The following is a 24,313-nucleotide window of genomic DNA, read 5'->3' on the forward strand; positions in this document are numbered from 1 at the left end:
CCGCCGACCCCCTTCCGGGGGCGATACCGGCGGCCCGGCGAAGCCGGTTCCGCGGTATCCCTGGCTTCGGCTCTGAATAGAAAAACATCATGGCTTCTCTCTCGCTTCGCAACGTCATCAAGCGCTACGGCCACGGGCCCAAGGCGAACCAGGTCATCCACGGGGTCAGCGCCGAGATCGCGGACCACGAATTCATCGTCATCGTCGGGCCCTCCGGGTGCGGCAAGTCCACGCTGCTGCGCATGGTCGCGGGGCTGGAAGAGATCAGCGCGGGCGACATCCTCATCGGCGACCGCGTGGTGAACAACCTCGAGCCGGCGGAGCGGGACATCGCGATGGTGTTCCAGAACTACGCGCTCTATCCGCACATGTCGGTGTTCGACAACATGGCCTATGGCCTGAAGATCGCCAAGGTGCCATCTGCCGAAATCAAGGTTCGCGTGGACAAGGCCGCAAAGATCCTCGAACTCGGCCACCTGCTCGAGCGCAAGCCGCGCCAGCTCTCGGGCGGCCAACGACAGCGCGTCGCGATGGGCCGCGCGATCGTGCGTCAGCCGAAGGTCTTCCTGTTCGACGAGCCACTGTCGAACCTCGACGCCAAGCTGCGCGCGCAGACCCGCCTCGAAATCCAGAAGCTGCACCGCGAGTTGGGCATCACCTCGCTCTTCGTGACGCACGATCAGGTGGAGGCGATGACGCTGGCTCAGCGCATCATCGTGATGAACGGCGGCGTGATGGACCAGTTCGCGACGCCGGAGGAGGTGTATTCGCGCCCGGCAACCACCTTCGTGGCCAGCTTCATCGGCTCGCCGCCGATGAACCTGCTCAAGCATGCGCCCGGCGTGCGGCCGGGCACGATCCTGGGCATCCGCCCCGAGCACCTGATCCTCGATCCGAACGGCTGGTCGGTGCAGATCGAGCATGTCGAACTCCTCGGCGCCGAGCGGCTGATCTACGGCCGCGTCGGCGACGAGCAACTGATCATGCGTGCCGACGAAGGCCAGCCCGCACCGGTACCCGGCGACACGATGCGGATCGCGGCCCGGCCCGACAAGCTGCACTGGTTCGACGCCGGCTCCGGAAAGCGGATGAAATGACACGCACCCCCCAAGCCGCTTCGCGGCGCCCCCCTCTCTCGCCTGCGGCGGGAGGGGGCCGCACCCGGCGGCCCGGCGGAGCCGGTTCCGCGGGTGCCCTGGCCTTTTCTGCGACGGTTTTCATATGCCGCTGACTGATTGGCCTTATCCCCGCTGGGTTGCGCATCGCGGCGCCGGGAAGCTGGCGCCGGAGAACACGCTGGCGGCCTTCCGGCTCGGTGCAGAGCACGGCTTTCGCATGTTCGAGTGCGATGCCAAGCTGAGCGCCGACGGCGTGCCCTTCCTGCTGCACGACGCCACGCTCGATCGCACCAGCAACGGACGAGGCGTTGCCGGCGACCAGCCGTGGTCCGCGCTGTCGCAACTCGATGCCGGCGGCTGGCATTCGCGCCGCTACGCCGGCGAACCGCTCGCCACCCTCGAGGCCCTCATCCGCTTCTGCCTGGCCAACCGCCACGCCCTCAACATCGAGATCAAGCCGACGCCCGGCCTCGAATACAAGACCGGCGAGGTCGTCGCGCGCCACGCGGCGCAGTGGTGGTCCGACCGGACGCTCCCGCCGCCGCTGCTCACCTCCTTCGAGCCCGACTCGCTGCGCGGCGCGATGGCGACGCGGCCCGAGTTGCCGCGCGGCCTGCTGCTCGACACCCTGTGGGACGGCTGGCTCGACACAGCGCTTCAACTCGGATGCAAGGCGATCGTCTGCAACTACGCGCTGTGGGATGCCGCAACCGTCACCAAGGTGCACGCTGCCGGCCTGCGCGCCCTGAGCTACACCGTCAACGACGAACGGGCGGCCGAGCGGCTCACCGCGCTGGGGACGGACGGCATCATCACGGACCGGGTCGACCGGTTCAGCCCGGCCGGCTAGCCCTTTCGGCGGCCGGCGGATGCCTTCTATGATGAAGTCATGAGCTGGTTCCCACGACTCGCGGCCCTGCTGCTGGCCGCCATGTTTTGCTGCGTTTCGTTCGCACAGGCCGACTCCCAGCAGGCCGGGCCCACGATGGCGGCGCTGCGCGCCGAGCTCGAGAAGATGCCGAAGACGGTCGAGAGCTCGGAGGATGTGAGCGCCCTGATCGCGCAGCTCAACAGCATCACCGCCGCGACCGAGAAGTTCATCGCCTCGCGCACCACCGAACTCAACGACCTGAACGCGCGGCTCGGAGAGCTCGGACCCGTGCCCGCTGGCGGCGCCGCGGCAGAGACACCCGACATCACCGGGCGACGCGCCACGCTCACGAAGGAACGCAACGCGGTCGACGCCGATATCCGGCTTGCCCGGCTCGTGGCGGTCGACGCCCGGCAGCGCGCGACCGATCTGCTCGCCAAGCGCCGGGCCACCTTTGAAGCCCAACTCACCGAGCGAGCGCCCACGCCGCTGGGACGGGAGTTCTGGGGCGATCTCGCCGAGGCGTGGTCCGGCGACGTCGACCGGCTCCAGACGCTCGGCTCTGAACTCAAGGCCAGCGTGGACACGGCGACGCAGCCCGAGCACATCACTGCGGTGGTGTTCAGCCTGATCCTCGCCGTGCTGATCGCCCTGCCCGGCAACTGGCTTGCGGAACGCGCACTCACCCAGCTTGCGGCGCGCGTCCTTCCGGCGGGTCGATTGAGACGCTCGCTGCTCGTGATCGCCATCGTCGCGGCCAACGTCCTCCTGGTCTTCCTGGCCGTGCGGGGTGTGTACACGACCTTCGAACTGCACGGGATATGGGGCGATCAGACGCGAAAGCTCGGTGATGCCATGGTGCAGTCGAGCATCTTCATCGCCTTCGTGGTCGGTCTCGGGCGAGCGCTGCTGTCCAACGGCCAGCCTTCTTGGCGGCTGCCACCGATTCCCGACGCGATGGCGGCGCGGCTGGCGCCCTTTCCCTGGCTGATGGCCCTAGTCGCGGCGCTGGTCTGGTTGCCGACGCAAGTGAATGCCGTGGTGGAAGCCAGTTTCGCGGCGGTGGTCGCGGCACATGTCGTCGTGGCACTGGCGCTCACCGGCATGATCGGCGCCATGCTCGTGCGGCTGCGCGCCTCGCAGGCGGCGCCGCAGGAGGCAGCGGCCGCGACCGCTGCGCCCGAGGAAGAGGCGGAGCGCCCGCTCTGGGTGGGCATCGTGCTGGGCCTTGTCGCGCTGATCCTGGTCGTGATCTGGGTGCTGGTGGCCGTCGGTTACGTCGCGATGGCGAGCTTCCTGGCGCTGCAGCTGAACTGGCTGTGCATCGTGCTGGCGGCCTTCTACGTGCTATTCAAGTTCGCGGACGACCTGTTCATGGCGGTGGTGTCATCGCGCAGCAGCTTCGGGCAGCGGCTGCAGGCGAGCTTCGGGCTCGCGCCGCGGACGCTCGATCAGGCGGCGGTCGCGCTGTCGGGCCTGAGTCGCGTCGCGCTCTTCTTCTACATGCTCATTGCGGTTGCGCAGCCCCTGGGTACGGGCCCGGGCGAGGTCCTTCAGCGCAGCGGCAAGTTCGGCACCGGCGTGAAAGTCGGCGAAATCGAGCTGGTACCGGGCGCGATCTTCAGCGCGGTGACGGTGCTCCTCGCGGGCTTCATCGCCTTGCGCGTCCTGAAAAACTGGCTGGACCGGAGCTTCCTGCCGACCACGGCGCTCGAGCCAGGCATGCAGAGCTCGATCACCACCCTGCTCGGCTACGTGGGCGGCATCACGGTGATCGCGTTCGCGCTCTCCGCTCTGGGCATCGGCATCGAGCGCATCGCCTGGGTGGCGAGCGCGTTGTCCGTCGGTATCGGCTTCGGCCTGCAGGCGATCGTGCAGAACTTCATCTCGGGGCTGATCCTGCTGGCGGAACGGCCGGTCAAGGTCGGGGACTGGGTGGTGCTGGGCAATGCCGAGGGCGACATCCGCCGGATCAACGTGCGCGCCACCGAGATCCAGCTGGGCGACCGCTCGACGATGATCGTGCCGAATTCGGAGTTCATCACCAAGACCGTGCGCAACATGACGTTGTCGAACGCCGAGGGCCGCGTACTGATCCGGCTGCCCATGCCGCTGACCACCAATGCTTCGCGGGCCAGGGAGGTGATCCTGGCGGCATTCGGCAACCATCCCGGCGTGCTGTCGACGCCGGCCCCGAGCGTCACGCTGGAAGGGATCGAGGTCGGGTTCCTGATCTTCCAGGCGGTGGCCTATGTGCAGAGCCCGCGAGTCGCCGGTTCGGTCCGCAGCGACGTGCTGTTCTCGATCCTCGACGGCCTGCGCGACGCCGATCTGCCGATGGCAGCCTATCCGGGGATTCCGTCACCCACCGGCGCCCCGGTGGCGCCGCCGACCGTGGCGCCACCGCCGCCGGGCATCCTCCCCGGCACCACCGCGTAGCTCTCTAGCGCCGCCAGCCGCCGGAAACGACCCATTGGCTGGTACCGCACGCGACCACCAGCGCGGCATAGGTCGCCATCCGGCCATCCTGGCCGAAGACGATGAGGCCCGCCGAAAGCACGGCCACTCCGACGCCGAAATTGATCGCGCCCTGCACCCACCAGGCAATCCGCTTGCCGGCCGGCCGCTGGCCGACGCGCCCGAGCAACTCGCACAGAAAACCGACGGCGAAAGCCGGCGCCATGAAGTTGAGGAGGTGGTTGATGAAGTCCAGCGGGTCCATTCGGGTCGCCCTGCGACGGCCATTTTTGAATGCCGGAGCGTCTGCGGGCGGCGGATTTTATAATCCGGGTTATGTCAGTCTGGGCCTTGGGCTTGAACCACACGACCGCGCCGCTCGATCTGCGCGGTCGTTTTGCGTTCGCCATCGACCAGATCGCGCCCACGCTGCAGAGCCTGCGCCACTCGTTCGGCTCCGGCCGGCACCCCGACGTCGAAGCCGCCATCATCTCGACCTGCAACCGCACCGAGATCTATTGCGCGGCCGAACATCTCGCGCTCGATCACACCGTCGACTGGCTGGCCCACAGCGGTGGCGTTTCGCCAGCCTTGCTCCGTTCGCACGCCTACACCTTGCATGACGACCAGGCGGCGCGCCACGCCTTCCGCGTCGCGAGCGGGCTGGATTCGATGGTGCTCGGCGAGGCGCAGATCCTCGGCCAGATGAAGGACGCGGTGCGCGCCGCCGAAACCGCCGGAGCGCTCGGCAGCACGCTGAACCAGCTCTTCCAGCGCTCCTTCGCGGTGGCGAAGGAAGTCCGCACCGCGACCGAGATCGGCGCCCACTCCATCAGCATGGCCGCTGCCGCGGTCCGGCTCGCCGGCCAGCTGTTCGAGGATCTTCAGCGCACGCGGGTGCTGTTCGTCGGCGCGGGCGAGATGATCGACCTCGCCGTGACGCACTTCGCGGCCAGGCAGCCCAAGTCCATCGTGATCGCCAACCGCACGCTGGAGCGCGGCGAAAAGCTGGCGTCGCGCTTCGGGGGCGAAGCGATGCGCCTGGCCGACCTGCCGGCCCGCCTCGCCGAATTCGACATCGTCGTGAGCTGCACCGCGAGCACCCTGCCGCTGATCGGCCTCGGCGCCGTCGAGCGCGCGCTCAAGGTGCGCCGGCACCGGCCGATGTTCATGGTCGACCTGGCCGTCCCGCGCGACATCGAGCCCGAAGTGAAGGCGCTCGAAGACATCTATCTCTACACCGTGGACGACCTCGCGCAGGTCGTGCAGCAAGGCCAGGCCAACCGGCAGGCTGCCGTGGCGCAGGCCGAGGTCATCATCGATGCGGGCGTGCAGAGCTTCATGCACTGGCTCGACCAGCGTGGCACCGTGCCGCTGATCCGCCAGCTCAACGCACAGACCGACGAATGGCGAGCGATCGAACTGGCGCGCGCGCGCAAGCTGCTCGCCAAGGGCGAGAGCGTCGACGTGGTGCTGGAGGCGCTGTCGCGCGCGCTCACGCAGAAGATGCTCCACGGCGCGATGGCCGAATTGCACGCCGGCGATTCCGCCGCCCGCGAACATACGGCGCAGACGATCTCCCGCCTCTTTCTGCGCAACGACCTGCGCAACAAAGAGCGTTAGCGACGCCCGTTGCTTCCGGCGCCGCGCGCCAACCTCGCCGTTGCCGCACCGCCTGCGGTCAACCCCTCCCGCCATCCGCCCCGATCTCCCGTGAAATCCTTCTTGCGTCACCAGCTCGAGCGCTATGCGCAACGTCTCGGCGAACTCGACTTCCTGCTTTCGCGCGAAGACATCATGTCCGACATGGCGCAGTACCGCACCATCTCTCGCGAGCATGCGGAGGTGACGCAGATCGCCGGCCGCTACGGCCGCTACAAGCAGCGCGAAGCCGATCTGGCCGCCGCGCGCGAGATGCTCGAAGACCCCGACATGGCCGAGATGGCGCAGGAGGAAATCACGAGCGCCGAAGCGGAGCTGGTGCAGCTCGAGGACGAGCTCCAGCGCCTGCTGCTGCCCAAGGATCCGGACGACGCGCGCAATGCCTTCCTTGAAATCCGGGCGGGCACCGGCGGCGACGAATCCGCGCTCTTCGCGGGCGACCTGCTGCGCATGTACACCCGCTACGCCGACCGCGCCGGCTGGCGCTGCGAGATCGTGAGCGAAAGCGAGAGCGAGCTCGGCGGCTACAAGGAAGTGGTGGTCCGCATCGTCGGCAATGACGTCTTTGGCCGGCTGCGCTTCGAATCGGGCGGCCACCGCGTGCAGCGCGTGCCCGCAACCGAAACGCAGGGCCGCATCCACACCAGCGCATGCACCGTCGCCGTGCTGGCGGAACCCGACGAAGCGCAGGCGGTGCAGATCAATCCGGCCGACCTGCGCATCGACACCTTCCGCGCGAGCGGCGCCGGCGGGCAGCACATCAACAAGACCGACTCGGCGGTGCGCATCACGCACATTCCGACAGGCATCGTGGCCGAGTGCCAGGACGACCGCAGCCAGCATCGCAACAAGGCGAAGGCGCTGCAGGTGCTCTCCGCGCGCATCCAGGAAAAGGAACGCAGCGAACGCGCCGCCAAGGACGCCGCGCTGCGCAAGGGGCTCGTCGGCAGCGGCGACCGCAGCGACCGCATCCGCACCTACAACTTCCCCCAGGGCCGGCTCACCGACCACCGGATCAATCTCACGCTCTACAAGCTGCTGACCATCATGGAAGGCGATCTCGGGGAAGTGCTCGATGCGCTGAAGGCCGCCCGCGAGGCCGAGCAGCTTGCAGAACTCGAAGCCAGTCTGCCGGCGTGACCTCCACCGACCCGCTCTCTTCCGCGACGCCGGCCGCCATGCTGGCGGCAGCGGCGGCCATGGGCATCGACCGGCTCGATGCGCAGCTTCTGCTGCTGCACGTGCTCGGACGACCATCGACCGATCGCGCCTGGCTGCTGGCGCACGACACCGACCCGCAGGGCGACGCGATCTGGCCCGAGTACGCCAGGCTTTGCGCCCGCCGCAAGACCGGCGAGCCGGTGGCCTATCTGATCGGGGAGAAGGAGTTTCACGGGCTCAGCCTGCGGGTGGACGCCCGCGTGCTGGTGCCGCGCCCCGATACCGAGACGCTGGTCGAATGGGCACTTCAATGCCTCCAAGGGCGCGACGCGCCGTCCGTGATCGATCTCGGTACGGGCAGCGGCGCCATCGCATTGGCCATCCAGCACGCACGGCGCGACGCAAGAGTCACCGCCGTCGATGCCAGTGCCGATGCACTGGCGGTCGCACGCGCGAATGCCGAGCGCCTCGGCCTGCCGGTGCGCTTCGAGCAAGCGGACTGGCTCGACGGCGCCGGGACAGGCTACGACCTGATCGTCTCGAACCCGCCCTACGTCGCCCGCGACGACATTCATCTTGCGGCGCTGCAGCATGAGCCCCAGGCTGCCCTCGTCTCCGGCGACGACGGGCTCGATGACATCCGCCGCATCGTCGATGCCGCCCCGGCGCACTTGGCGGAGGGTGGATGGCTGCTGCTCGAACACGGCTACGACCAAAGCGAAGCAGTCAGGCAACTGCTCCGGGAGCGCGGCTTTTCAGAATCCCAAAGCCGCGACGACCTCGCCGGCATCGCAAGATGTTCCGGCGCGATCTGGCGTGCGGTGAAATAATCCGCCCAGCCCAATTTCAGGAGTGCCCCATGTCCGACGCCCAGCAACGCATCGACGATCTCGTCAAGACCAACGACCTTGTGCTCTTCATGAAGGGCAACGCCAGCTTTCCGATGTGCGGCTTTTCCGGTCGCGCGATCCAGATCCTCAAGGCCGTCGGCGTGGACACCAAGGTACTGAAGACCGTCAACGTGCTGGAAGACGATGCCATCCGCCAGGGCATCAAGGAGTACAGCAACTGGCCGACGATTCCACAGCTCTACGTCAAGGGCGAGTTCGTCGGCGGCTCGGACATCATGATGGAGATGTACGAGTCAGGCGAACTGCAGCAGATGCTCAACGCCAACGTCTGACATGAGCCGCACGGCCGCTCCGAAGGCGAAGCCCGAAGCGCTGCTGCGCGAAGGTACTCCGTGAGCCACGACCCCGCCGATCATGGGCACGCGCATCACGAGGGCGCCTGGAAACATGACGGCGTGCGTGTCGTCCCCGGCAACCAGCTCGACACCCACACCGCCCAGACGCCGGGTATGAACCGTGCGGCGGCGATCAACTTCGCGCGCGTCGGTGCGCAGAAGCTCTGGGCCGGAACCGTCACCATCCACGCGAATGCCAAGACCGGCGCGCACCATCACGGTCATCTCGAATCGGTGATCTACGTCGTTCGGGGCCGTGCCCGCATGCGATGGGGCGAGCACCTCGAATACACGGCGGAAGCCGGTCCCGGCGATTTCATCTACGTGCCGCCCTACGTGCCGCACCAGGAAATCAACGCCAGCGAGACCGAGGCCCTCGAATGCGTGCTGTGCCGCAGCGACGGCGAGGCGGTCGCGATCAACCTCGATATCGAGCCTGTCGAGAAACCCGAATCGGTGCTGTGGGTCGATCCCACGCACCCGCAAGGCGGTATTTGACCGCCTCGCGACGATTGCGCAAATCCGAGAAAACATAGACACCCGCGGATGTTGGGCACGGCTTATGCTGTGTTCGAGTGTCCGAAACGGAGGTGTCCATGGATTCCCGTAGCCTCGTGCCAGCGTCGTCGTTCCAGTTGCCGGTCGCCAGCCTGCGCAGCGTTTTCCAGACGCAGGATGTCGAGCGCAGGCTCGCCAAGCTGCCGGACCACGATCACGAACACCTGCGCACCACCTACGAACGCATGCTGGAGCGCGGCCCCGACCGCTTCCAGGTCAAGCCCAGCGGCGTGCCGGAGATGTCCGGCCTCTACGCCCAACTTCCCAACTTCACCGAGGTGCTCGACGACGTGCGGCGCCATGTCGCGCTCTCGCAGGACAGCCGCGACGGCCTCGAAGTCACCCCCATGCTGCTGCTGGGTCCGCCGGGCATCGGCAAGACCCACTTTGCGCGAAAGCTCGCCGAGTTGCTCGGAACGGGCATGTCGCTGGTGCCGATGAACTCGATGACGGCCGGCTGGCTGCTCTCCGGCGCCTCGTCGCAATGGAAGGGCGCGAAGCCCGGCAAGGTGTTCGAAGCGCTGGTGGATGGGCAGTATGCGAATCCGGTGATGGTCATCGACGAAATCGACAAGGCCGGCGCGGACAGCCAGTACGACCCGCTCGGTGCGCTCTACAACCTGCTGGAGCACGACACCGCGCACGCCTTCGTCGATGAATTCGCCGAAGTGCCGATCGACGCCAGCCAGGTCATCTGGATCACGACCGCGAACGACGAGCGCGGCATCCCCGAGCCGATCCTGAACCGCATGAACGTGTTCGAGATCGAGGCACCCTCGCCCGAGGCCTCGCGGCAGATCGCGTGCCAGCTCTACGCATCGATCCGCACCGACCATGACTGGGGCCGCCTGCTGTCGCCCGAGCCTACGAGCGACGTGCTGGACCAGCTCGCGACGCTCGCCCCGCGCGAGATGCGCCGCGCGCTGATGACCGGCTTCGGCAATGCCCGGCTCGCCGGCCGCGAAGAGGTTCGCGTGGAGGATCTTCCGCGTGGCGGCGTGCAGCGCGGCCGCATGGGATTCGTGCAGTAGCTTCGCGATGCGTCGGATTCGCGGCTGAGCACTCCCCGCTCGTGGCACCATGTCGGTCTTCGATGACCGACCTATGACCCTGACCCAAAGCCTGCTGGTCATCGTCGCGCTGATCGCGACGAGCGCCTTCTTCTCTCTTGCCGAGATCTCCCTGGCGGCTTCGCGCCGCCTGCGCCTGCGCCAAATGGCGGACGAGGGCGATCTCCGAGCCGAACGGGTTATGCGCATTCAGGAACAACCCGGCCACTACTTCACGGTGGTCCAGATCGGCCTCAACGCGGTCGCGATCCTCGGCGGCGTCGTCGGCGAAGGCTCGCTGAGCCCGTATTTCCAGGACCTGTTCGATCTGTGGCTCAGCCCCAAGGCATCGCAGACCGCAGCCTTCCTGGCCTCATTCATCACCATCATCGCGATCTTCCTCGTCTTCGCCGACCTCTTTCCGAAGCGACTGGGCATGAGCAATCCCGAGCACCTCGCAGTTCGCATGGTCGGCCCGATGCAGGTGCTGATCACCGCCTTCAAGCCGCTGGTCTGGCTCTTCACCGTCAGCACGGACCTGCTTTTCAAGCTGCTCAGGATGCCAGCCGAGCGGGACGAAAAGATCACCTCGGCCGACATCCTGGCGATGACCGAGGCTGGCGCGCGTGCGGGCGTACTCGCCGAGCGGGAGCAGCAGGTGATCGCCAACGTGTTCGAGCTCGACACCCGCCTCGTCAGCAGCGTGATGACCTCGCGCGACCGCATCGCCTGGTTCCTCCGGGACGACCCCGAGTCCGTGCTGCGCGCCCGCATCGTGGCCGAGCCCTTTTCCGCCTATCCGGTGTGCGAAGGCGACATCGACCACGTGCTCGGCTACGTGGATGCCAAGGACATGTTCCAGCGCGTGCTGAGCGGACAGCCGCTGTCCTTCGATCATGGGCTGCCGCTGCACAAGGCGCTGGTCATCCCCGACCGGCTTTCGCTGACCGAGGTGCTCGAACAGTTCCAGCAGGCTCACGAGGACTTCGCAATCGTCGTCAACGAGTACAGCCTCGTGGTCGGCGTCATCACGCTCAACGACGTCATGAGTACCGTGATGGGCGACCTCGTCGGCGTGCAGGACGAAGAACAGCAGATCGTGAAACGCGACGAGAACTCGTGGCTGATCGACGGCGTCACGCCCATCCAGGACGTGGAACGCGCACTCGAGCTCGAAGAGCTGCCGCATCGCGACGAATACGAAACCCTGGCCGGCTTCCTGATGGTGATGCTGCGCCGCGTGCCCAAGCGGACCGACAGCGTGACCTGGGCGGGCTACACCTTCGAGGTGATGGACGTGGACAGCTTCCGCATCGACCAGGTGATGGTGACACGCGGCAAGCCCACGGCGACGGCCGACTTGGTTTCCGAGGCCGGCCTCAGTCGGGTCGCGAATCCTTGAAGGCCCACAGGCGCTGGTTCGCGAAGACGGCGCTCGGATAAGGCGACTTGCCCCGGCTGCCGTTGTAGCGCCCGAGTGTCATGAACAGATCCCCGCTCTCGCGGTCGAGGTAGTGGCGCAGGATGACGCAGCCGAAGCGCAGATTGGTCTGCATGTGGAAGAGCGTGGACGGATTGCCATCGCCTATCGAGCGCGTCCAGAAGGGCATCACCTGCATGTAGCCGCGGGCACCGGCACTGGAGACTGCGAACTTGCGGAAATTGCTCTCGACCTGGACCAGGCCGAGCACGAGGCTCACATCGAGGCCGGCGCGGCGCGACTCGTACCAGACGGTCTGCAGGAATTCCTTGCGGGTGGGCCAGTCGGGCAGCTTCTTCTTGAGCCGCTCACTCATCTCGCCGAGCCAGCGCAGATAGGCCAGGCGCGACTCGGTGTCCTTGAACTCGGGAACCGGTGGCGCGGTGTTCCGGATCGCGGCGCCCAACGCGGTCCGCACCGAATCGATCAGGGGCTCCTCGATCTGCGCACCGGCCAGTGCCGGCATCGGGAATGCCAGGGTCAACACCCCGGCCGCAGCGCCGCCCAGGCACAGGCGTCGCGAAAGTCCGGGCGCATCCATCGGCGCCACGGGGCTCATTGGGCAACCTTCGTGCTTCGCACTGCGGTGCGAGCGCCTTCGGGCGGCCGGGCGGCGCTCATGCGGCGGCCAGTTTGCCGGTGATGAATTCCGCGATACCGGCAGCCGACACCTTGGTCGCGGCGGTGTCGCGGCGATGCTGGTATTCGAACTGGCCTTCTTTCAGCCCGCGATCGGAAATCACCACGCGATGCGGTACGCCGATCAGTTCCCAGTCGGCGAACATGGCGCCCGGCCGCTCGCCGCGGTCGTCGAGCAGCACGTCGACGCCAGCCGCCATGAGCTGCCCATAGAGCGCTTCGGCAGCGGTCTTGACCTCGGCGCTGCGGTCCATGCCGATCGGACAGACCACCACGGTGAACGGCGCGATCGCGTCGGGCCAGATGATCCCGCGCTCGTCGTTGTTCTGTTCGATCGCGGCAGCCGGCAGCCGCGTGATGCCGATGCCGTAGCAGCCCATCTCGAGGAACTGGGGCTTGCCCGCTTCGTCGAGAAAGGTCGCGTTCATCGGCTTGCTGTACTTGGTGCCGAGCACGAACACATGGCCGACTTCAATGCCGCGCTCGATGGCCAGCACGCCCTTTCCATCAGGAGACGGATCACCGGCGACCACATTGCGAAGATCAGCCACGGCATCCGGCTCCGGCAGGTCGCGGCCCCAGTTGACGCCGGTGATGTGGAAGTCGACCTCGTTGGCGCCACAGATCCAGTCCGCCATGACGGCCACTTCGCGGTCGACGACGACCCTGACCGGCTGCTTGAGGTTCAGCGGCCCCAGGTAGCCCGGCTTGCATCCGAAGTGATCCTCGATCTCGGAGGCGGTCGCGAAACGGAAGCCCTTGTCCAGCCCCGGCACCTTGCCGACCTTGATCTCGTTCATGTCATGGTCGCCACGAACCAGCAGCAGCCAGACTTCGGCGCCCTTGATCTCGCCGGCTTCGTTCAGGATGTCGGTCGCGAGAACGAGCGACTTCACGGTGGTCGACAGCGGCACCCCGAGGAGTTCGGCAACATCCTCGCAGGTGGCCTTGCCCGGCGTCGGCGTCTTGGTCATCGGCTTGGCTGGCGCAGGACGGGGACCGGCCGGCGCGAGCGCCTCGGCCTTTTCCATGTTGGCGGCGTAGTCGCTGTCCGGGCAGTAGACGATCGCATCCTCGCCGGTCGCAGCGATGACCTGGAATTCCTGGCTCACGTCGCCGCCGATCGCGCCGCTGTCGGCAGCCACTGCCCGGTAGCGCAGGCCGAAGCGGTCGAAGATCTTCCGGTAGGCATCGGCCATCACCTTGTAACTGGCCTTGGCACTGTCCAGATCCCGGTCGAAGCTGTAGGCGTCCTTCATGATGAATTCGCGGCCGCGCATCAGGCCGAAGCGCGGGCGGCGTTCATCGCGGAACTTGGTCTGGATCTGGTAGAAGTTCTTCGGCAGCTGCTTGTAGCTGCGGATTTCCTGCCGGGCGATGTCGGTGACGACCTCTTCGCTGGTCGGCTGGATCACGAACGAACGATCGTGCCGGTCCTTGATGCGCAGGAGTTCCGGACCGTAGGCCTGGAAGCGGCCGCTCTCTTCCCAGAATTCGGAGGGCTGAACCACCGGCATGGTCAACTCGACCGCGCCCGCACGGTTCATTTCCTCGCGCACGATCGCCTCGACCTTGCGGATCACGCGCAGGCCCATCGGCATGTAGGTGTAAATACCGGTGCCCAGCTTCTTGATCATGCCGGCCCGCATCATGAGGCGGTGGCTGACGACTTCGGCATCTGCCGGCGCTTCCTTGAGGGTGGAGATAAAGAACTGGGAAGCTTTCATCGGGCGCGCAAAGTCTAGAGGTTGGGGGCAACAGAAAGGGCTCAGGGCCCCGGGGACTGGCCGCTTGCCCTGCGCAACTCGGCAGGCATAATCGACTCAGTTCAAAAAATTGGGGTTTGATTATGCTCGACCGGGACGGCTTCAGGCCCAACGTCGGCATCATCCTGCTCAACCAGAGAAACCAGGTTTTCTGGGGCAAGCGAATTCGTACGCATTCCTGGCAGTTTCCGCAAGGCGGCATCGACCGCGGCGAGAGTCCCGAGCAGGCCATGTTCCGGGAACTGCATGAGGAAGTAGGCCTCCACCCGGAGCACGTGCGGATCGTGGCCCGTACCCGTGACTGGTTGCGCTACGAGGTGCCGGATCGGTTCATCCGCCGTGACGCACGCGGCCACTACAAAGGCCAAAAGCAGATCTGGTATCTACTGCAATTGATCGGGCACGACTGGGACTTGAACCTGCGTGCCACCGATCATCCGGAATTCGACGCATGGCGCTGGCACGACTACTGGGTGCCGCTCGATGTGGTCGTCGAATTCAAGCGCGGCGTCTATGAAATGGCGCTGACCGAACTTGCCCGCTACCTGCCCCGGCAGGATTTCCGCAACCGCTTCCTGCGCAGCAACGTGCGCGCCCGCGAATTCGAGCGGCACCCGCCGGGACCGGGCCATGAACCGACTTTCGAACTCCCGCCTGGCGCGAGCTTCGATCCCAATCCGAATGCCAATCTTGCGAATGAGCCTCCCTCGACCAGCGACCCGTTGCATGCCCCGCGCTAGCCGGGGCGCCGTACTTGCCTGTCTTCTCGCCGCTTCGGCACTCGCGAATGCCCAGCTGTTCGGCGATTCCGACTGGAAGGAGTCGGAAGCGCCTCCTGCGCCCGCGTTCAGCCAGGACAAGTTGGTCGACCTCGAGATGCCGCGCTATTCGAGCCTGAAGTTCGGCGTCGACCCGAACACCATCAAGGTGACCGGCGATGGCGTCGTGCGCTACGTGGTCGTCGCCACGAACAAGGAAGGGGGCGGATTCAACGCCTTCTACGAAGGTGTGCACTGCGCCACCGACGAATACAAGACCTACGCACGCTTCACGAGCAACGGGACGTGGGAAGCCGTTCAGAATCCCGAATGGAAGCGGATCAACGACCGGACCTCGCGCTATACACAAGCCCTGGCCTACCAGGGACTGTGCCGCGGCCATGCACCGCGTACGTCGGTCTCGGAAATGGTTCGGTTCCTGAAGGCGCCGATCCGCGAAGTCGAGTAGGCGATCAGCGGCCCATCAGGACCATGTTGTCCCGATGGACCATTTCGGCCTCGGCAACGTAGCCGAGAAGACGCTCGAACTCCGAAGACGGCTTGCGGCACAGCAGGCGCGCCTCGGCGCTCGAATAGTTGGCCAGTCCCCGCGCCACTTCGAGGCCTTGCTCGTCGCGGATCGCGATCACATCGCCGCGAGAGAATTCCCCGTCCACGCCGGTCATGCCGATCGGCAGCAGGCTCTTGCCTTCCCCGCGGACCTTGGCGGCTGCACCGGCATCCACCGAGACGGCGCCGCGCAGCTGCAGGTGATCGGCCATCCAACGCTTGCGCGCCTGGTGCTTGGCCGTCTGTGCGAGCAGGAGCGTACCGATGGATTCCCCCTGCGTCAGCCGCAGAAGCGCGTCGGGCTCGCGCCCCCAGGCGATCACCGTCGAGGCGCCGGAACCCGCCGCGCGCTTGGCCGCAAGGATCTTGGTGAGCATGCCGCCTCGCCCGATGCTGCTGCCTGCGCCGCCGGCCATGACCTCCAGCGCAGGATCGCCGGCGTTGGCTTCATGCACGAACTGTGCATCCGGGTCTTTGCGAGGGTCGGCGGTGAACAGGCCCTTCTGATCCGTCAGGATGACCAATGCATCGGCCTCGACGAGGTTGGCAACCAGCGCGCCAAGCGTGTCGTTGTCGCCAAACTTGATCTCGTCGTTGACGACAGTGTCGTTTTCATTGATGACCGGCACCACGCCCAGCGCCAGCAGCGTGACAAGGGTGCTGCGCGCGTTCAGATAGCGCTCGCGGTCGGCCAGGTCCGCGTGGGTGAGCAGGACCTGAGCACTCCCGAGGCCGTTCTCGCGCAGCTTGGTTTCATAGATCTGCGCCAGGCCCATCTGCCCGACGGCGGCGGCGGCCTGAAGTTCGTGGACTTCATGCGGGCGAGCACGCCAGCCGAGCCGCTTCATCCCTTCGGCGATCGCGCCGCTCGACACCATGACCACTTCGCGACCGTCGCGCACCAATGTCGCCAGCTGGCGGCACCATTCGCCGATGGCGTTTTCGTCCAGGCCGCGGCCCTCATTGGTGACAAGGCTCGAGCCCACCTTCACGACGATGCGACGGGCGTCACGAAGTGCAGCCGAACCAGAACTCGAAGTCACGGAAGCGATGGCCATCTTGATGCTGTTGAACCGGCCGCCGCGCAGGCGGCCAGGGGAATTACAAACTCACGAAAACCGCGGGTCGACTTCTGTAGGCGGCTGCTCGGCCGCCTGCTGAGCCTTGACCTGCTGGTAGACCGCCTGGACGAGTGGCTCACAACCCTCTCGCGTCAGCGCGGAGATCTCGAAAACCGGCCCCTTGAACCGAAGGCGCTTGACGAAATCCTTCACGCGCGCAGCACGCTCGTCGACCGGAATCATGTCCAGCTTGTTCAGGACCAGCCAGCGCGGCTTTTCGTACAGCGTCGGATCGTACTTCTTGAGTTCGCCGACGATCGCCTTCGCCTGCGCGACCGGATCGACGCCCTCGTCGAACGGCGCCAGATCGACGACGTGCAGCAACAGGCGCGTGCGCTGCAGATGGCGCAGGAATTGATGGCCGAGCCCGGCACCTTCGGAGGCGCCCTCGATCAGGCCGGGCAGGTCGGCCACGACGAAACTCTGCTCGGGCCCGACTCGCACGACGCCGAGATTGGGGTGAAGGGTCGTGAAGGGATAGTCGGCCACACGCGGCCGCGCATTCGAAACGGCGCTGATGAACGTCGACTTGCCGGCATTCGGCATGCCCAGCAGGCCGACGTCGGCCAGGACCTTCAGTTCCAGCTTGAGATTCTTCTTCTCGCCGGGCCAGCCGGGCGTCTTCTGACGCGGAGCGCGGTTGATCGCACTCTTGAAGCGCATGTTCCCGAATCCACCGTCGCCGCCCTTGGCGATGGTGATCACCTCGCCCGGGTTCAGGAGCTCGTACAGCACCTCACCGGTCTCGGCATCGGAAATGATGGTTCCGACCGGCATCTTGAGGGTGATGTCGTCGCCCGCGGCGCCGAACATGTCCGACCCCATGCCATGCTGGCCGCGCTTGGCTTCGTGGCGGCGCGAATAGCGGAAATCGACCAGCGTGTTGAGATTCGGATCCGCTACCGCGAATACGTGGCCACCTCGACCGCCGTCGCCACCGTTCGGGCCGCCGAACTCCTTGTATTTCTCATGGCGGAACGACACACAGCCATTGCCACCATCACCAGCGGCAATGTCGATGAAGGCTTCGTCCACGAACTTCATGAGATGTCCAGTTTACAAATGAAGAAGCCCCGGCAAAGCGGGGCTTCGAAAGATCGAAGTGATCGGCTCAGGCCGGAGTCACGTTGACCGTCTGCTTGTTGAGTGCACCCTTGGTGCCGAACGACACGTGGCCGTCGACCAGGGCAAACAACGTGTGATCCTTGCCGACGCCGACGTTCACACCGGGGTGGAACTGGGTGCCGCGCTGGCGCACGATGATCGAGCCTGCGCTGATCAGTTCGCCGCCGAAGGCCTTCACGCCGAGCATCTTGGGCTTCGAATCGCGCCCGTTTCGCGTAGAGCCGCCGCCTTTTTTCTGTGCCATGGAATCAGCTCCTTAGCCGGCGATCGCGCCAATTTGCAGCTCGGTGAACTGCTGGCGATGGCCTTGACGTTTCTGATAGTGCTTACGACGGCGCATCTTGAAGATGCGAACCTTGTCGTGTTTGCCGTGCGACAACACCGTTGCCGTAACCGTTGCACCGGACACCAGGGGCGTACCGACCTTGATTGCGCTGCCGTCGCCGACTGCAAGCACTTGGTCGATCACGATTTCCTGGCCTACGTCCGCAGCAATCTGTTCTACTTTGATTTTCTCGCCGGAAGCAACGCGATACTGCTTGCCGCCGGTTTTTATGACCGCGTACATGTGGACCTCTTGGGAAAAGATGGCTCTACGGCGAATTCCGCAGAGCCCGAGATTCTAGCACGCCAGCGAGAACCAAGCATCAGCCGTGGCCACCCAGATCCCTCACGGCATCATCCCTCCCTATAATCCTTCGCTTCCGGCCCAGCGCCATCGTCGCACTTCCACGCAGCGCGCAAGCGCCCTCGCCTTGTCAGTTTCTGCCCCAGACACCTCCCCCGCCGCCGGCGTCCTGCGCCTGATCGCCGAAGACATGGCCGGGGTCGACCGCGTGATCGCGCGGCGCCTCGATACCGGCGTTCCGCTCGTGAGCGAGGTCTCGAAGTACATCATCTCCGCCGGCGGCAAGCGACTGCGCCCAGCCCTGCTTTTGCTGATGGCGGGCGCTCTGGGTTATCAGGAGGACCAGCGCTTCAACCTTGCGGCGGTTGTCGAGTTCATTCATACCGCAACCCTGCTGCACGACGACGTGGTCGACGAATCCACGCTTCGTCGCGGACGACCGACCGCCAACGAGTCCTTCGGAAATCCCGCGAGCGTGCTGGTCGGCGACTTTCTGTACTCGCGCGCATTCCAGATGATGCTGGATGCACATGACATGCGGGTCATGGAAATTCTTGCGGAAGCGACCAATGTCATCGCCGAAGGCGAAGTCCTCCAACTGATGAACATGCACGATGCCTCACTCGACGAGGAGGCCTATCTGCGGGTCATTCGCTCCAAAACTGCGAAGCTGTTCGAAGCAAGCACCCGACTAGCCGCCGTGCTCGCCAAGGCCCCCGTGAATGTCGAGGAGGCGTGCGCAACCTACGGCCAAGCGCTGGGTACCGCATTCCAGGTCATCGACGACGTGCTCGACTACGCCGGCGACGCCAGCGAAACCGGCAAGAACGTGGGCGATGATCTGCGCGAGGGAAAGACGACACTGCCGCTCATCCTCGCCATGCAACGCGGAACGCCGGAGCAGCGCGACCTCATTCGCGCCGCCATCGAAGCAGGCGACACCACGCAACTGCCACAGATCGTCGCGATCGTCAGGGAAACCGGCGCGCTGGAGGCCACGAGAACTGCCGCGGCGGCAGAGGCGCAACGTGCGATCGATGCACTTTCCGGCTTCCCGGAGAATTCTTACTCTTCAGGTTTGCTACAATTAGCGGCTCAGTTGCTTGAGCGACGCGCCTAAGTCACCACGAAGGACGACTCTCTTTTCTTGCAACCATCGGGGTGTAGCTTAGCCTGGTAGAGCGCTACGTTCGGGACGTAGAGGCCGGAGGTTCGAATCCTCTCACCCCGACCAGATCTTCTGGTCATTGCATTCAAGTTCACCGGAGCGCGGTGAGCAGCCTTCGACAAACAACACGATGCTCTGGCATCACAGCTGTTGGGCGTCGACAACATCTTCGCTGTTGTAACGAAATCAGCTCAGGCCTGCAGCCCGCAGGACTGCTGCTAAGATGGCTCTCCCCTCTGTCGGAGTGGCAAAGCGGGCCCGATCGTCGCCATGACCCATTCGGGATTTGCAAGCCGGAGGTATTAGTCCCCGCTCAACCCGACCCGCCTTTTTGTGCCGCAAACGCCAAATGCTTCGCTAGCGAAGACGGCCCGGCGGTTTACAGTGCGAAGGCGATCAGCGATGATCGTGAAGCAAATTCTCACGTTTTTTACATTCGTTGAATGGCCGCTGCCGAACCCCTGATCAAAGAAAGCTCGCCAGTCGCTCTGCCGGGACTTGCGCGTGCCTTGGTCTCGGCTGGAAAGCTCCCCGCAAAAGTCGCGGAGGACATCTATCAAAAGTCGATTAGTGGACGGACCAGCTTCATTGCGGAGTTGACCGGCACCGGCGCCGTCTCGGCGGCCGACTTGGCGCACACTCTGTCGAGCGCCTTTGGCGCTCCGCTTCTCGATCTCGACGCGATCGATCCGCAGCGCCTGCCCAAGGATCTCCTGGACGCCAAGCTGTGCCAGGCCTATCGCGTGGTCGTCCTCAGCAAGCGCAACAACCGGCTCATCGTCGCGACCGCGGACCCGTCGGACCAGCAGGCAGCGGAAAAGATCAAGTTCGCCTCGCAAATGGGTGTGGACTGGGTCATTGCCGAATACGACAAGCTGTCACGCATGATCGAGGCGGCTGCCGTCACCGCCTCCGAGACCATCGACAACATCATCGGCGCCGAATTCGAGTTCGATGATGTTTCGGCGGACACCGCCAGCGACACAGCCGAACAGGCGGTCGCTGAAGTCGAAGATGCGCCGGTCGTTCGTTTTCTGCACAAGATGCTGCTCGACGCATTCAGCATGCGCGCGTCGGACATTCACTTCGAGCCATACGAACACAACTACCGCGTGCGCTTTCGCATCGACGGAGAACTGCGCGAGATTGCAAGTCCGCCGACGGTCATCAAGGACAAGCTCGCTTCGCGCATCAAGGTGATCTCGCGGCTCGACATCTCCGAAAAGCGCGTCCCGCAGGACGGGCGGATGAAGCTCAAGATCGGTCCGGAGCGCGTGATCGATTTCCGCGTGAGCACGCTTCCCACGCTTTTCGGCGAGAAGATCGTGATCCGTATTCTCGACCCGAGCAGCGCGCGGCTCGGCATCGACGCTCTCGGCTATGACGCGGATGAGAAGGAACGCCTGCTCAACGCCATCAACCGCCCCTACGGGATGGTTCTGGTGACCGGACCGACCGGCTCGGGCAAGACGGTGTCGCTCTACACCTGCCTGAACCTGCTCAACAAGGCCGGCGTGAACATCGCGACGGCGGAAGATCCGTCCGAAATCAACTTGCCCGGCGTCAACCAGGTCAACGTCAACGAAAAGGCCGGGCTCACTTTTGCGGCCGCGCTTCGCGCATTCCTGCGGCAGGATCCGGACATCATCATGGTCGGCGAAATCCGCGACCTGGAAACCGCCGACATCGCGATCAAGGCCGCACAGACAGGTCACTTGGTGCTGTCGACGCTTCACACCAATGACGCGCCGACGACGCTGACGCGGATGCGAAACATGGGCATCGCGCCCTTCAACATCGCATCGAGCGTGATCCTGATCACTGCTCAGCGTCTTGCCCGCCGCCTGTGCACCGTGTGCAAGGCGCCTTCGGATATTCCCAAGCAGGCCCTGCTCGACGCAGGCTTCAAGGAGCACGAGCTCGATGGCACGTGGAAGCCCTATCACCCTGTCGGCTGCTCAGCCTGCAACGGTGGCTACAAGGGGCGGGTCGGCATCTACCAGGTGATGCCGATCAGCGAAGAGATCCAGACGATCATTCTTCGGGACGGGTCGGCGCTCGACATTTCGAGGCAGGCCGAAGCCGAAGGCGTACGCTCGCTGCGTCAGTCAGGATTGAAGAAGGTGATGCAGGGACTGACGTCACTTGAGGAAGTGCTCGCAGTCACCAACGAATAGCGTTCAATCGCGGAGAACCCATGGCAACGGCAGCAGCATCAAACCGAACGCACAAGGAATACATCTTCGAGTGGGAAGGAAAGGACCGCAACGGCAAGATCGTGCGCGGCGAGCTTCGCGCGGCCGGCGAGAACCAGGTTCAGGCTGCGCTGCGGCGCCAGGGCATCCTCACGACGAAGATCAAGAAGCGGCGGATGCGTGCGGGCAAAGCGATCAAGCCGAAGGACATTGCCATCTTCACGCGGCAACTGGCGACCATGATGAAGGCCGGCGTGCCGTTGCTCCAGGCCTTCGACATCGTGGGCCGCGGCAATGCCAACCCCAGTGTCGCGAAGCTGCTCAACGACATTCGCAGCGACGTCGAAACCGGCACGTCGCTGTCGGCCGCGTTCCGCAAATTCCCGAAGTACTTCGACAACCTCTACTGCAACCTCGTGGAAGCAGGCGAGGCCGCCGGTATTCTGGAAGACCTGCTGGATCGCCTTGCCACCTATATGGAGAAGACCGAGGCCATCAAGTCGAAGATCAAGTCGGCGCTGATGTATCCCACCTCCGTGATCGTGGTGGCCTTCGTGGTGGTTGCGATCATCATGATCTTCGTGATTCCCGCCTTCAAGCAGGTGTTCACCTCCTTCGGCGCGGATCTGCCTGCGCCCACGCTGATCGTGATGGGCATCAGCGAGTTCTTCGTTTCCTACTGGTGGCTGATCTTCGGCGTGATTGGTGGCGGGGTCTATTTCTTCCTCCAGGCCTGGAAGCGCAACGAACGCGTGCAGCAGGTCATGGACCGCCTCCTGCTTCGCCTGCCGATCTTCGGCGAGCTCATCGACAAGTCCTGCGTTGCGCGCTGGACCCGTACGCTCGCGACCATGTTCGCGGCCGGCGTGCCGCTTGTCGAAGCGCTGGACTCGGTGGGTGGTGCATCCGGCAACTCGGTGTATGCGGAGGCAACGACCAAGATTCAGCAGGAGGTATCGACCGGTACGAGCCTGACCACCGCGATGACCAATGCCAATCTGTTTCCGTCAATGGTTCTGCAGATGACCGCCATCGGCGAGGAATCCGGTTCCATCGACCACATGCTGGGCAAGGCCGCCGACTTCTACGAACAGGAAGTCGACGACATGGTCGCGGGCCTCTCGAGCCTGATGGAGCCGATCATCATCGTGTTCCTCGGCGTCATCATCGGTGGCATCGTGGTGTCGATGTACCTGCCCATCTTCAAGCTCGGCCAGGTCGTCTGATGCTCGTCTCCCAGGGCGTGGACGCGGCGCTGGCGGGCGTCCTCGGGCTGCTGATCGGCAGCTTTCTCAACGTCGTGATCTATCGCCTGCCCAAGATGCTCGAGCAGCAATGGGCCGCGGAGTGCGCCAGCTTGAACGGCGGCGAAGCGCCGGCAGCGGAACGGTTCAATCTCATGGTGCCGCAATCGCGGTGCCAGCAATGCGGCCATGCCATCCGTTGGTACGAGAACATCCCGGTCCTCAGCTATCTCGTCCTGCGCGGCAAATGCTCTTCATGCAGGGCGCCGATCAGCTTGCGCTACCCAGTGGTCGAACTGGTCACGGCCGCACTGTTCGCGTGGAGCGTGTGGCACATGCCCGGCCAGTTCGGAAGCCTCGCCTGGTGCGGGTTCGCAGCGGCGCTTCTGGCGTTGGCGCTGATCGACTGGGACACGACGCTTCTCCCCGACGACATCACACTCCCCTTGTTGTGGGCCGGACTTCTGGCTTCCATGGCTGGCTTCACAGGTGTCAGCCTGACGAACGCCGTCTGGGGCGCCATCGCGGGCTATGCCTCGCTGTGGGCGGTCTACTGGCTGTTCAAGCTGACCACCGGGAAGGAAGGCATGGGCTATGGCGACTTCAAGCTCTTCGCAGCGTTTGGCGCATGGTTCGGCTGGCAGGCCCTGGTGCCGATCATCCTGATGGCGTCGGTGATCGGCGTCATCATCGGACTCGCGCTCAAGTTCAACAGTGGACTGCGTGAAGGTGGCTATGTCCCCTTCGGCCCGTTCCTGGCGGGCGCTGGCTTCACTGCGATGCTTTTCGGCCCCGACGCGATCCTTCGCGTGATCGGCCTTTGAGGGAGCGCGCGCGATGCGCATCGGTTTGACCGGCGGCATCGGAAGCGGCAAGAGCACAGTGGCTGCCATGCTGGTCGCGCGCGGCGCGAAGCTGGTGGATACCGATGCGATTGCACGATCCATCGCCGAGCCGGGTGGCGCCGCCGTGCCCGCACTCGTCTCGGAATTCGGGCCCTCGATCCTGACGCCCGAAGGTGGCATGGACCGGGCACGGATGCGGGAACTCGTGTTTTCCGACGTCCGAGCGAAAAAGCGGCTCGAAGGGATCCTCCATCCCCTGATCGGCGCCGAGTGCGAGCATCAGGCCGCCTCCGCCGAGCCCGGCCAGCCCGTCGTCTTCGATGTGCCGTTGCTGGTGGAATCGAAGCGCTGGCGCGCGATCGTCGATCGCGTCCTCGTGATCGATGCGAGCGAGCAGATACAACTCGAGCGCGTGGTCGCCCGCTCCGGTTGGGCGCCCGATGCGGTCCGTGCCGTCATCTCGCAGCAGGCGCATCGCTCGCTTCGCAGGGCCGCAGCGGACGCAGTGATCTACAACGAAGGGCTCGGTCTCGCGGAACTCTCCGCCCACGTCGAGGGTCTCTGGGAGCGGTGGACGGTCGCCAGCGCGCGATAATCCCCGGTTGGCCGGCCTTCAGCGCCGGAGAACAAGAAAGCGGCGTGCCAGCGAGCC

At 65.1% G+C, this 24,313-nt stretch carries 24 protein-coding genes and 1 tRNA gene; 18 read left to right on the forward strand and 7 right to left on the reverse strand.

Annotated elements, in window-relative coordinates; translation table 11 throughout:
• Positions 1-89: 89 nt before the first annotated feature.
• The 3 genes from ugpC to BLW05_RS15205 all read left to right on the forward strand — a co-directional run bounded on the left by ugpC (position 90) and on the right by BLW05_RS15205 (position 4,428).
• Positions 90-1,097, forward strand: coding sequence for a sn-glycerol-3-phosphate ABC transporter ATP-binding protein UgpC (ugpC, locus tag BLW05_RS15195; RefSeq protein WP_093163749.1), 1,008 nt, complete (start codon positions 90-92; stop codon positions 1,095-1,097).
• 124 nt (positions 1,098-1,221) lie between these two features.
• Positions 1,222-1,968 (forward strand): glycerophosphodiester phosphodiesterase, encoded by a 747-nt coding sequence (ugpQ, locus tag BLW05_RS15200; RefSeq protein ID WP_093163751.1) that lies wholly within the window; start codon positions 1,222-1,224, stop codon positions 1,966-1,968.
• 39 nt (positions 1,969-2,007) lie between these two features.
• A complete protein-coding gene (locus BLW05_RS15205; RefSeq protein WP_093163752.1) occupies positions 2,008-4,428 on the forward strand; it encodes a DUF3772 domain-containing protein in 2,421 nt (806 codons plus the stop codon).
• A 4-nt stretch (positions 4,429-4,432) separates the two neighbouring features.
• Here the strand turns inward: BLW05_RS15205 and BLW05_RS15210 are convergent, their stop codons facing one another.
• A complete protein-coding gene (locus tag BLW05_RS15210; RefSeq protein WP_093163754.1) occupies positions 4,433-4,711 on the reverse strand; it encodes a hypothetical protein in 279 nt (92 codons plus the stop codon).
• Between the two features lie 71 nt (positions 4,712-4,782).
• On the opposite strand from BLW05_RS15210, the gene hemA reads away from it, so the two are divergent.
• The 7 genes from hemA (at position 4,783) to BLW05_RS15245 (ending at position 11,524) form a co-directional block, all read left to right on the forward strand.
• Positions 4,783-6,069, forward strand: a complete 1,287-nt coding sequence (hemA, locus tag BLW05_RS15215) for a glutamyl-tRNA reductase (RefSeq protein WP_093163756.1) — start codon at positions 4,783-4,785, stop codon at positions 6,067-6,069.
• A gap of 90 nt (positions 6,070-6,159) precedes the next feature.
• Positions 6,160-7,248, forward strand: a complete 1,089-nt coding sequence (prfA, locus tag BLW05_RS15220) for a peptide chain release factor 1 (RefSeq protein WP_093164080.1) — start codon at positions 6,160-6,162, stop codon at positions 7,246-7,248.
• Complete coding sequence (gene prmC / locus BLW05_RS15225) at positions 7,245-8,099, forward strand: peptide chain release factor N(5)-glutamine methyltransferase (protein WP_093163757.1); 855 nt, start codon at positions 7,245-7,247, stop codon at positions 8,097-8,099. The genes prfA and prmC overlap by 4 nt, the downstream gene beginning before the upstream one ends.
• 29 nt (positions 8,100-8,128) lie before the next feature.
• Positions 8,129-8,452: a Grx4 family monothiol glutaredoxin gene (gene grxD / locus BLW05_RS15230; protein WP_093163759.1), complete on the forward strand. Its 324-nt coding sequence runs from the start codon at positions 8,129-8,131 to the stop codon at positions 8,450-8,452.
• A gap of 60 nt (positions 8,453-8,512) precedes the next feature.
• A complete protein-coding gene (locus BLW05_RS15235) occupies positions 8,513-9,013 on the forward strand; it encodes a cupin domain-containing protein (RefSeq protein WP_093163761.1) in 501 nt (166 codons plus the stop codon).
• 98 nt (positions 9,014-9,111) lie between these two features.
• Entirely contained in the window at positions 9,112-10,104 is a 993-nt protein-coding gene (locus BLW05_RS15240) for an AAA family ATPase (protein ID WP_093163762.1), read from the forward strand.
• A gap of 73 nt (positions 10,105-10,177) precedes the next feature.
• Positions 10,178-11,524 carry a polyamine export protein PaeA gene (locus BLW05_RS15245; RefSeq protein ID WP_093163764.1) on the forward strand — a complete coding sequence of 449 codons (1,347 nt, stop codon included), beginning with the start codon at positions 10,178-10,180 and terminating at the stop codon, positions 11,522-11,524.
• Here BLW05_RS15245 and BLW05_RS15250 read toward each other — a convergent pair.
• Complete coding sequence (locus BLW05_RS15250; RefSeq protein WP_256330325.1) at positions 11,502-12,161, reverse strand: lytic transglycosylase domain-containing protein; 660 nt, start codon at positions 12,159-12,161, stop codon at positions 11,502-11,504. The genes BLW05_RS15245 and BLW05_RS15250 overlap by 23 nt on opposite strands.
• Positions 12,162-12,219: 58 nt before the next feature.
• Entirely contained in the window at positions 12,220-13,968 is a 1,749-nt protein-coding gene (locus BLW05_RS15255) for a proline--tRNA ligase (RefSeq protein ID WP_093163765.1), read from the reverse strand.
• A gap of 122 nt (positions 13,969-14,090) precedes the next feature.
• Here BLW05_RS15255 and BLW05_RS15260 point away from each other — a divergent pair, with 122 nt between their 5' ends.
• Positions 14,091-14,747: an RNA pyrophosphohydrolase gene (locus tag BLW05_RS15260; protein WP_093163767.1), complete on the forward strand. Its 657-nt coding sequence runs from the start codon at positions 14,091-14,093 to the stop codon at positions 14,745-14,747.
• Positions 14,734-15,234, forward strand: coding sequence for a CNP1-like family protein (locus BLW05_RS15265; protein ID WP_093163768.1), 501 nt, complete (start codon positions 14,734-14,736; stop codon positions 15,232-15,234). Before BLW05_RS15260 ends, BLW05_RS15265 begins: the two co-directional genes overlap by 14 nt.
• 4 nt (positions 15,235-15,238) lie before the next feature.
• Here BLW05_RS15265 and proB read toward each other — a convergent pair whose 3' ends face one another.
• The 4 genes from proB to rplU all read right to left on the reverse strand — a co-directional run bounded on the left by proB (position 15,239) and on the right by rplU (position 18,149).
• Positions 15,239-16,378, reverse strand: coding sequence for a glutamate 5-kinase (proB, locus tag BLW05_RS15270; RefSeq protein WP_093164083.1), 1,140 nt, complete (start codon positions 16,376-16,378; stop codon positions 15,239-15,241).
• A 66-nt stretch (positions 16,379-16,444) separates the two neighbouring features.
• Positions 16,445-17,500, reverse strand: a complete 1,056-nt coding sequence (cgtA, locus tag BLW05_RS15275; protein WP_093163770.1) for an Obg family GTPase CgtA — start codon at positions 17,498-17,500, stop codon at positions 16,445-16,447.
• Positions 17,501-17,567: 67 nt separating this feature from the next.
• Positions 17,568-17,825, reverse strand: a complete 258-nt coding sequence (gene rpmA, locus BLW05_RS15280) for a 50S ribosomal protein L27 (protein WP_093163771.1) — start codon at positions 17,823-17,825, stop codon at positions 17,568-17,570.
• A gap of 12 nt (positions 17,826-17,837) precedes the next feature.
• Positions 17,838-18,149 (reverse strand): 50S ribosomal protein L21, encoded by a 312-nt coding sequence (gene rplU / locus BLW05_RS15285; protein WP_093163773.1) that lies wholly within the window; start codon positions 18,147-18,149, stop codon positions 17,838-17,840.
• A 187-nt stretch (positions 18,150-18,336) separates the two neighbouring features.
• Between rplU and BLW05_RS15290 the strand changes: the two genes are divergently transcribed.
• The 6 genes from BLW05_RS15290 to coaE all read left to right on the forward strand — a co-directional run bounded on the left by BLW05_RS15290 (position 18,337) and on the right by coaE (position 24,256).
• A complete protein-coding gene (locus BLW05_RS15290) occupies positions 18,337-19,329 on the forward strand; it encodes a polyprenyl synthetase family protein (RefSeq protein ID WP_093163774.1) in 993 nt (330 codons plus the stop codon).
• Between the two features lie 37 nt (positions 19,330-19,366).
• Positions 19,367-19,443, forward strand: a tRNA-Pro gene (locus BLW05_RS15295).
• 377 nt (positions 19,444-19,820) lie between these two features.
• Entirely contained in the window at positions 19,821-21,554 is a 1,734-nt protein-coding gene (gene pilB, locus BLW05_RS15300; RefSeq protein WP_093163776.1) for a type IV-A pilus assembly ATPase PilB, read from the forward strand.
• 20 nt (positions 21,555-21,574) lie between these two features.
• The gene (locus BLW05_RS15305; RefSeq protein WP_093163777.1) at positions 21,575-22,798 is read left to right on the forward strand and encodes a type II secretion system F family protein; all 1,224 of its coding nucleotides are present in this window, start codon (positions 21,575-21,577) and stop codon (positions 22,796-22,798) included.
• Positions 22,798-23,640: a prepilin peptidase gene (locus BLW05_RS15310; protein WP_093163779.1), complete on the forward strand. Its 843-nt coding sequence runs from the start codon at positions 22,798-22,800 to the stop codon at positions 23,638-23,640. Before BLW05_RS15305 ends, BLW05_RS15310 begins: the two co-directional genes overlap by 1 nt.
• A 13-nt stretch (positions 23,641-23,653) precedes the next feature.
• The gene (gene coaE, locus BLW05_RS15315; protein ID WP_093163780.1) at positions 23,654-24,256 is read left to right on the forward strand and encodes a dephospho-CoA kinase; all 603 of its coding nucleotides are present in this window, start codon (positions 23,654-23,656) and stop codon (positions 24,254-24,256) included.
• Positions 24,257-24,313 lie beyond the last annotated feature (57 nt).

Source organism: Variovorax sp. YR216 (genome assembly GCF_900107745.1).
GTDB lineage: Bacteria > Pseudomonadota > Gammaproteobacteria > Burkholderiales > Burkholderiaceae_C > Variovorax.

Coding starts and splice junctions, on each gene's coding strand:
- ugpC (WP_093163749.1), top strand. CDS start 90: ATGGCTTCTCTCTCGCTTCGCAACGTCATCAAGCGCTACGGCCACGGG.
- ugpQ (WP_093163751.1), top strand. CDS start 1,222: ATGCCGCTGACTGATTGGCCTTATCCCCGCTGGGTTGCGCATCGCGGC.
- BLW05_RS15205 (WP_093163752.1), top strand. CDS start 2,008: ATGAGCTGGTTCCCACGACTCGCGGCCCTGCTGCTGGCCGCCATGTTT.
- BLW05_RS15210 (WP_093163754.1), bottom strand. CDS start 4,711: ATGGACCCGCTGGACTTCATCAACCACCTCCTCAACTTCATGGCGCCG.
- hemA (WP_093163756.1), top strand. CDS start 4,783: ATGTCAGTCTGGGCCTTGGGCTTGAACCACACGACCGCGCCGCTCGAT.
- grxD (WP_093163759.1), top strand. CDS start 8,129: ATGTCCGACGCCCAGCAACGCATCGACGATCTCGTCAAGACCAACGAC.
- BLW05_RS15240 (WP_093163762.1), top strand. CDS start 9,112: ATGGATTCCCGTAGCCTCGTGCCAGCGTCGTCGTTCCAGTTGCCGGTC.
- BLW05_RS15245 (WP_093163764.1), top strand. CDS start 10,178: ATGACCCTGACCCAAAGCCTGCTGGTCATCGTCGCGCTGATCGCGACG.
- BLW05_RS15250 (WP_256330325.1), bottom strand. CDS start 12,161: ATGAGCCCCGTGGCGCCGATGGATGCGCCCGGACTTTCGCGACGCCTG.
- BLW05_RS15255 (WP_093163765.1), bottom strand. CDS start 13,968: ATGAAAGCTTCCCAGTTCTTTATCTCCACCCTCAAGGAAGCGCCGGCA.
- BLW05_RS15260 (WP_093163767.1), top strand. CDS start 14,091: ATGCTCGACCGGGACGGCTTCAGGCCCAACGTCGGCATCATCCTGCTC.
- BLW05_RS15265 (WP_093163768.1), top strand. CDS start 14,734: ATGCCCCGCGCTAGCCGGGGCGCCGTACTTGCCTGTCTTCTCGCCGCT.
- cgtA (WP_093163770.1), bottom strand. CDS start 17,500: ATGAAGTTCGTGGACGAAGCCTTCATCGACATTGCCGCTGGTGATGGT.
- rpmA (WP_093163771.1), bottom strand. CDS start 17,825: ATGGCACAGAAAAAAGGCGGCGGCTCTACGCGAAACGGGCGCGATTCG.
- rplU (WP_093163773.1), bottom strand. CDS start 18,149: ATGTACGCGGTCATAAAAACCGGCGGCAAGCAGTATCGCGTTGCTTCC.
- pilB (WP_093163776.1), top strand. CDS start 19,821: ATGGCCGCTGCCGAACCCCTGATCAAAGAAAGCTCGCCAGTCGCTCTG.
- BLW05_RS15305 (WP_093163777.1), top strand. CDS start 21,575: ATGGCAACGGCAGCAGCATCAAACCGAACGCACAAGGAATACATCTTC.
- BLW05_RS15310 (WP_093163779.1), top strand. CDS start 22,798: ATGCTCGTCTCCCAGGGCGTGGACGCGGCGCTGGCGGGCGTCCTCGGG.
- coaE (WP_093163780.1), top strand. CDS start 23,654: ATGCGCATCGGTTTGACCGGCGGCATCGGAAGCGGCAAGAGCACAGTG.